Here is a 6,644-nt window from a genome sequence, read left to right as displayed (position 1 = left end):
CACCGGCTGGTACAAGGAACTGGTCACGACGATGCCGGTGTTCGAGAATGGCTATGTCCTGCCGATGGAAGGGCCGGGCCTCGGCGTCGAACTGCTGCCGGCCGTGTTCGAGCGGTCCGACCTGACCGTCCGCCGCTCCAGGCTGTGAGGCGAGCTGGGGATGTCGCGATCGAGTGTGCTGGTGTGCCCCTGCCCAAGGGCGATCTGCAAGGTATCGTTCGCGCACCTCAGCACAGCCGGGCGACGATAAGCGACATCCGGCAGAGCCACTTCTCCGCCGTCGTGGACAACGCCGCGGGGGCTCCGGTTGCAGTCGGTGTGCTCTGTTCGATCTTCGGCCTATCGCTGTCGCCGATCATCGCCGCGGCAGCGATGGCCCTCTCGTCGGTCAACGCAATCGGCAATGCTCTCCGATGCAGGCGTTGCACCTCGAATGATCGTTCCGGCCCAGGTGCTTGGGCCTTGCAACACGCCGTTTGAGACGCTTGAGACCCGAACCGCGAACGTCTGCTTTCTGGCGCGGTACCAACGTCTGCTTGTGGCGCATCAGCGCTCAGCGCCTCAACGAGGCTACCGATGGGCCCATTCAGTTGCGGTGGCTTCAAGCTTGCCGAGCTGGCTTCGCAGGCGCCCGGCTGAATAGTCGAGGAAGACTCGCATCTTCAGCGGAAGGGCGCCGCGCGCTGCATGGAATAGGCTGACAGGCGCGGGATCAGGCTGAAACTTGGCAAGGATCGGCCGGAGGTCGCCGTGCTGCAGGGCATCGGCGCATTGGTAGAGGAACAGCCGGGTCGCGCCGATGTTTTGGCGCGCAGCCCAGACGGCGGCGGCCGCTGTCGTCACGCTCAGGCGCGGCTTGATCGGCATCTCGACGGTGCCTGATCCGCGTGCGCGCCTGAAAGTCCAGGTCGTTCGTGCGGCGAGGGAATCGAAGCCGATGCAGGGAAGGCCCGCCAGCTCTTCGGGGCGCTCCGGCGTGCCGAACTCCCCTAGGAGCGCAGGGCTCGCACACACGACCATCGGCATCACGCCGATCCGGGTCGCGACCATGCTGCTGTCAGGCAAAGTCCCGATGCGCACCGCCATGTCGATTTGATCCTCGATCAGGTGAAGGTTGCGATCGGACAGCAGGAGCCGGACGGTGATATCGGGATAGGCCGCGAGGAATTCGGTGACGATCGGCAGGACGTGGAGCTGCCCGAACAAGACGGGAGCTGTGATCACGAGTTCGCCTCGCGGTGCCGCGAACTCCCCCGAGGCCATCCGTTCTGCATCGTCGACCTCACGGAGGATGCGCCTGGCTGCCGTCGCATAGGCGGCGCCGGCTTCGGTCAATGCCAGCTTGCGTGTGCTACGGACGAGCAGCTGCGTCCCGAGTTGCGTCTCGAGTTCTCTCAGTTTCCTGCTGACAGTCGGCAAGGGCATGCTGAGGCTCCTGGCTGCTGCCGTAAAGCTGCCCTTATCCACGGTTTGGAGCAGGATCGACATAGCCTCCAAGCGATCCATTTGTCTCATCCTGTAAGATAATCTGTCTCAGAATTAGCTGATTATCCCGTACGACGTAATGACCTATCTTTCAGCTAACGAGTGAACGAGCTCGCTCGCAGGGAGAACGCCATGTCCTATGGGTTTCTGGATATCGCCGTGACGCCGAGCGTGCGTGCGGTACAGCACGAGATGGGCGCGAGCCAATTATGGGAAGGCTTTCAGGGCCATCGGGCCTTCGATCGCTTCACACCCGATGAGGCAGCCTTCATCGCGGCGCGCGACAGTTTCTACATCGCGACGGTGTCCGAGACGGGCTGGCCTTATGTCCAGCACCGCGGCGGCGTGCCGGGTTTCGTCAAGCTCATCGACGAGAAGACGATCGCCTTTGCGGATTACCGCGGCAACCGGCAATTCATCAGCCTGGGCAATCTGCGCGCCGATGATCGCGTATCGCTCATCATGATGGACTATGCGCACAGGGCAAGGCTCAAGATCTACGGACATGTCGAGGCCGTGCCGCTCGACGCGGCCCCGGCGCTGACGGAGCGTGTGCTTGATCCACATTCGAAAGCAAAGCCGGAGCGAATTCTGAAACTCCGGCTCGAAGCGTTCGACTGGAACTGCCCGCAGCATATCACCCCGCGCTTCACCGAGGCCGAAATCGCCCAGGCCGTCCATCCCCTGCGCGAGCGCCTAGCCACGCTCGAGGCGGAAAACGCAACGCTCAAGGTCGCGCTCGCACGGGTCGGCTGAGCACGGGGTAGTGGGCGCCAACACAAAATCTTGCATGCGGCGCCGCGCCATTGGTCCAGGGGCGTGAGTAGACGAGTAACCGCCGGCCGCAGTTGCTGAGCTGTAGCTCTGATGCCCGTGTCCGGGGAGCCCGTGACGCAAGAGGGGGCGTTAGCCCTGCTGAGCGCTCGGGATGGGGGTCGCAGCACACGAACATCCGGTCCCGGGCAACCCGCCAACGACCGCTAACGGCGCCAAGCGGCCTGAGCGGTGTGCTGCCGAGCATTCTGCCACCGCCTTGCAGCGTCGCGACGCTGAACCACTGTGCCGCCACCTGCGGTGATTGCGCACCGCCCAGTGAACTCGCGGGCCACACTCCCGTGCTGGCTGCCTCGTCGTTGGGCTCAACCAGTCATCATCTTCGGTAGCACTGTCACGATCTCGGGAAAAACGGTGATCAAGACGAGAAGCAGCATCAGCACGAAAAAATAGGGGATGGCAGCCTTCGTCACGGCCAGAATGTCCTTGCCGGTGATGCTCTGCAACACGAAGAGATTGAAGCCTACCGGCGGGGTGATCTGCGCCGCCTCGATCAGGATCACCACGAAGATCCCGAACCAGAGCAGGTCGATCCCGGCCGCCTGCACCATCGGCAGCATGACCGACGAGGTCAGCACGATGATCGAGATGCCCTCCAGGAAGCAGCCCAGGATCAGCATGAAAACAGCCAGCACTGCCAGCAGCGCATAGGGCGAGAGATGCATCGCCTCGACCCAGGACGCGAGCGAGCGCGGGATGTCGACGAAGGCGACCGCGATCGTCAGGCAGGCGGCGCAGGCGATGATGAAGGAGATCATGCAGGAGGTCCGCATGGCGGCCATCAGGCTCTCCATGAAGCTCTCTCGCGTGAGCCCTCCGCCGACGGCGGCGAGGATGAGCGCGCCGACGACGCCGATGGTTGCGGCTTCCGTCGGTGTCGCGATGCCGCCGTAGATCGAGCCGACGATCGATCCGATCAGCAGTGCGACCGGGATCAGCCGGCGTGAACGATAGATCTTCTCCAGAAAGGGCACCGGCGGATCCGCGGGCGGCATCTTGTCCGGGTTCAGCATGCTCCAGATCGCCGTGTAGCCCATGAACAGGGCCATCAGCAGCAGGCCGGGCAGGACGCCGGCGATGAACAGCCGCGCGATCGAGACCTCCGCAGTGACGCCATAGACGATCATGATGATCGATGGCGGGATCAGCAGTCCGAGCGTTCCGGAACCTGCGAGCGTGCCGATGGTCATGTTGAGCGGGTAGCGTCGCGCCTCGAGTTCCGGCACGCTGATCCGGCCGATGGTGGCGCAGGTCACGGCTGACGAGCCCGCGACCGCCGCCATGATACCGCAGCCGAGCACGTTGACGTGGAGCAGCCGGCCCGGCAGGCGCGAGACCCAGGGCGCGAGCCCCTGAAACATGTCAGCTGAAAGCTTCGAGCGAAACAGGATCTCGCCCATCCAGATGAAGAGCGGCAGCGAAGTTAGCGCCCAGCCCCAGCTCGAATCCCAGAGCGTCGAGGCGACGAGCGAGCCCATCGGGGCGGTGGTAAACAGGCCCATCAGAACCATGCCGACGGTCAGAAGGGAGAGCGCAACCCAAACGCCGCTCGCCAGCAGAGACAGCAGCAAGCCGGCAAGAACCAGGGAGGCAATGACGATCGAATCCATCACAGGTTCCTATGCCACGGGCTTGTCGAGGCCGATCTCGTCGGGCGCCTCGTAACGGGCGCTCCCGCCACTGAGCAGCCAGAGCAATTCGTCGATGAGCGCGATCGCGAAGGCCGTCACACCCACGGCGACACCGGTCTGCGGAATCCAAAACGGCATCGCGAGGAGCCCCGGGCTGACGTCGTTGAATGCGTGTGACTGCAGAGCCAGCGCGCTCACATGCCAGGCGAGGAACGAGACGACGACCGCGCCGAGCAGGCAATTGAAGATTTCGATGGGTCGCTGCAGCCGGGCCGGGAGCCGGCTGACGATCAGGTTGATGCGGACATGCGAGCCGTGCCTGAACGTGTGAGCCAGTCCGAAAAAGGTGGACGCTGCCAGGCAGAGCCCGGCCGCTTCCGTGGCATCCAGCGTCACGCCGCGAAAGCGGGCGGCGATCTGTGCGATGATCGCGACCGCGATCCCAACCATGAAGGCGGCGGCCAGATAGCCGCACGCCTCGTAGAATTTGTTCAATACCCCGCGTATCACCGGTTCCCCCGCTGGCCAGGCTTGCGTGAAATACTGCCGCACGACTGGCGGGGTTATTTGAGGCTCTTCTGGTAGTTCTCGTAGACGGCTTTCTCCTCCGCGGTTGCTGCGGCGAGCCATTCCTGCACCATGGCCTTGCCCGCACCCTCGATCGCGTCGAGGATATCCTTCGGCGACTGAGCGATCGTCATGCCATGGCTCTTGAGGACGTTCTCACGCTCCTCGCTCGCCTTCTTGGCAAGCTCCCAGCCGCGCTTGGTCGCAGCCTCACCGGCTTCGAGAACGACCTTCTGGGTTGCAGCATCGAGTTGTCGGAATGCGCGCTCATTGACGAGGATCGCATTCTTATTGTGCATCGTGCCGGTATAGGTGAAATTCTTGACGTAATCCCACACCTGCACGTCCGTGCCGGTCTGGGCGCTGGTCCAGAGCGACTGGATCATGCCGGTCGAGAATGCCTGCGGGACCTCGGCGAAGGGCAGGATCAGGGCTTCCATGCCGAGCTTCTCACCCATGATCTGGGTCTGCTTGGAATAGATGCGCAGCTTCTGGCCCTTGAGATCGGCAAGGCCCTTCAGCGGCTGCTTGGTGTAGAAGCCTTGGCCCGGCCAGGCGACATAGGTGATCGCGCGCATACCGTTCTTCTTGAACAACTCGTCGAAGAACGGGCGTTGCGCATCGGTCAGCTTGGTGGCTTGATCGAAGGTCGTTGCGACGCCGGGGATATTGTCGAGATTGTACATTGCGCCTTCGTTGCCATAGACGCCGAGGCGGATCTCGCCCATCTGGACCTGGCCGGATTGGACTGCGCGCTTGACGGCATCGAGCTTGATCAGGCTGTCGTTGGAGCGAAGGTCGATCTTGAGCTTACCACCGCTCTTCTCCTCGATCTCCTTGACCATCTGCCGGATGTTCTGCGTGAAGAAGCTGCTCTCCGGGTAACCAGAGGCCATCGTCCAGCTGGTCTGGGCCGAGGCGGGCAGCGGCAGTCCGATACTCGCGGCAAGGACGGCGGAAGCAAGCAGGGCTCTACGGTTCATCGTTTCCCTCGTTGGTTGCCCTGCACCGAATTCGGTCAGCGCAGGTCCTAGTGGTCGGGCGAGCGACGTGCCGTGACCGACTTATGACAATGCACCCCGATCTCGCGATAGCATCCAATTGAATTTTTCTGTTTTTGCGATAGCGTTTCTTTATCGGCGCTTGAACCGGCTCGAAAATTGCATATTGCGCTGCGGCGCTCTGGAGGGGCGCAATGCCGAACTGGACCCTAAAGCAGCTCGAAAGCTTCGCCTGGGTTGCGAAGCTCGGCAGTTTCAGGGGGGCTGCCGAACGCCTGAACACCACGCAGCCGAATATCTCGGTACGCATCTCCCAACTCGAGGCCACGTTGGGTGTCAGGTTGTTCTACCGTGACTCCGGCTCGGTTGCCCTGACACCGATCGGTCACTCTCTGCTGGCGCACGCCGAGAAGGTGTTGCTGGCTTCGGATGAGTTCTCGCAGCACTCAATCCGTTCCGACCAACAGGCCGGCGTCTTGCGGCTGGGCGTCGCCGAGCTGATCGCGCAAACGTGGCTGCGCGACTATCTGCTCGATCTGCGTCAGGTTTTCCCGAACGTCGATGTTGAGCTGCGAGTTGATCTGACCATCAATCTTCGCGAAGAACTGGTCTCACGGTCGCTCGATCTGTGCCTCTTGAACGGGCCAATCTCGAACTTCAACATCACCAATGTCGAACTGGGCTCGGTGCCGTATTTGTGGGTCGCCTCGCCGCGGCTAGCCGTCACTGGCGCAGATATTGCGACGATGGCTGCGCATACGATCCTCACCCATGCGCGCAACACCCGACATTTTGTCGAGCTATCGGCGCACTTCCGCGATGGCTGGGAGGGGCCGATACGGATCGTGCCGTCGAGCAGCCTGGCTGCCTCGCTGCAGATGACCCTGGACGGCCTTGGAATTGCGCCAATGTCACAGACATTGGTGAGGAAACATCTGGAGACCGGCGAGCTTGTGGAAGTCCAGTATCCGTGGAAGCCCAGCGCACTGATTTTCACGGCGTCTTACGCCCACACTCCTGCCAGCTTTCTACTCCGGCGCGCGGCGGAACTCGCCGGCGAAAGGGCCGCCCGGCATCACTAAACCAACGTGGCAGTGAACGCGTCCGCATCGGCCATGAGGAGAGA

6 protein-coding genes and 2 pseudogenes are annotated in these 6,644 nt (G+C 62.6%); 4 read left to right on the top strand and 4 right to left on the bottom strand.

Annotated elements, in window-relative coordinates; translation table 11 throughout:
- Positions 1-148: pseudogene (locus tag VGN82_RS12550) on the top strand (mandelate racemase/muconate lactonizing enzyme family protein); the annotation flags it as partial.
- Positions 149-159: 11 nt separating this feature from the next.
- Positions 160-480, top strand: a pseudogene (locus tag VGN82_RS12545) (hypothetical protein); the annotation flags it as partial.
- A gap of 90 nt (positions 481-570) precedes the next feature.
- Here the strand turns inward: VGN82_RS12545 and VGN82_RS12540 are convergent.
- Positions 571-1,506 (bottom strand): LysR family transcriptional regulator, encoded by a 936-nt coding sequence (locus tag VGN82_RS12540; protein ID WP_327527341.1) that lies wholly within the window; start codon positions 1,504-1,506, stop codon positions 571-573.
- 111 nt (positions 1,507-1,617) lie between these two features.
- On the opposite strand from VGN82_RS12540, the gene VGN82_RS12535 reads away from it, so the two are divergent.
- Positions 1,618-2,241 carry a pyridoxamine 5'-phosphate oxidase family protein gene (locus tag VGN82_RS12535; RefSeq protein ID WP_327527340.1) on the top strand — a complete coding sequence of 208 codons (624 nt, stop codon included), beginning with the start codon at positions 1,618-1,620 and terminating at the stop codon, positions 2,239-2,241.
- 383 nt (positions 2,242-2,624) lie between these two features.
- Here the strand turns inward: VGN82_RS12535 and VGN82_RS12530 are convergent, their stop codons facing one another.
- Genes VGN82_RS12530 through VGN82_RS12520 form a run of 3 tightly spaced genes read right to left on the bottom strand, consistent with a single transcriptional unit; the run spans position 2,625 to position 5,500 of the window.
- On the bottom strand, positions 2,625-3,929 hold the full coding sequence (locus VGN82_RS12530; RefSeq protein ID WP_327527339.1) for a TRAP transporter large permease: 1,305 nt from the start codon (positions 3,927-3,929) through the stop codon (positions 2,625-2,627).
- 9 nt (positions 3,930-3,938) lie between these two features.
- A complete protein-coding gene (locus VGN82_RS12525; protein ID WP_327527338.1) occupies positions 3,939-4,502 on the bottom strand; it encodes a TRAP transporter small permease in 564 nt (187 codons plus the stop codon).
- An 11-nt stretch (positions 4,503-4,513) separates the two neighbouring features.
- Positions 4,514-5,500, bottom strand: coding sequence for a TRAP transporter substrate-binding protein (locus VGN82_RS12520; protein ID WP_327527337.1), 987 nt, complete (start codon positions 5,498-5,500; stop codon positions 4,514-4,516).
- 212 nt (positions 5,501-5,712) lie between these two features.
- Between VGN82_RS12520 and VGN82_RS12515 the strand changes: the two genes are divergently transcribed.
- On the top strand, positions 5,713-6,600 hold the full coding sequence (locus tag VGN82_RS12515; RefSeq protein WP_327527336.1) for a LysR family transcriptional regulator: 888 nt from the start codon (positions 5,713-5,715) through the stop codon (positions 6,598-6,600).
- The last annotated feature ends 44 nt before the right edge of the window (positions 6,601-6,644 follow it).

Source organism: Allobosea sp., from assembly GCF_035999205.1.
Classification (GTDB): Bacteria; Pseudomonadota; Alphaproteobacteria; order Rhizobiales; family Beijerinckiaceae; genus Allobosea.
The sequence above is the reverse complement of the archived record's forward strand: the minus strand, read 5'-3'. Positions and strand labels throughout refer to the sequence as shown.

Bases quoted from the DNA above. Each gene is read 5' to 3' on its own strand.
- VGN82_RS12515 (WP_327527336.1), top strand. From the start codon at position 5,713: ATGCCGAACTGGACCCTAAAGCAGCTCGAAAGCTTCGCCTGGGTTGCG.
- VGN82_RS12530 (WP_327527339.1), bottom strand. From the start codon at position 3,929: ATGGATTCGATCGTCATTGCCTCCCTGGTTCTTGCCGGCTTGCTGCTG.
- VGN82_RS12535 (WP_327527340.1), top strand. From the start codon at position 1,618: ATGTCCTATGGGTTTCTGGATATCGCCGTGACGCCGAGCGTGCGTGCG.
- VGN82_RS12520 (WP_327527337.1), bottom strand. From the start codon at position 5,500: ATGAACCGTAGAGCCCTGCTTGCTTCCGCCGTCCTTGCCGCGAGTATC.
- VGN82_RS12540 (WP_327527341.1), bottom strand. From the start codon at position 1,506: ATGGATCGCTTGGAGGCTATGTCGATCCTGCTCCAAACCGTGGATAAG.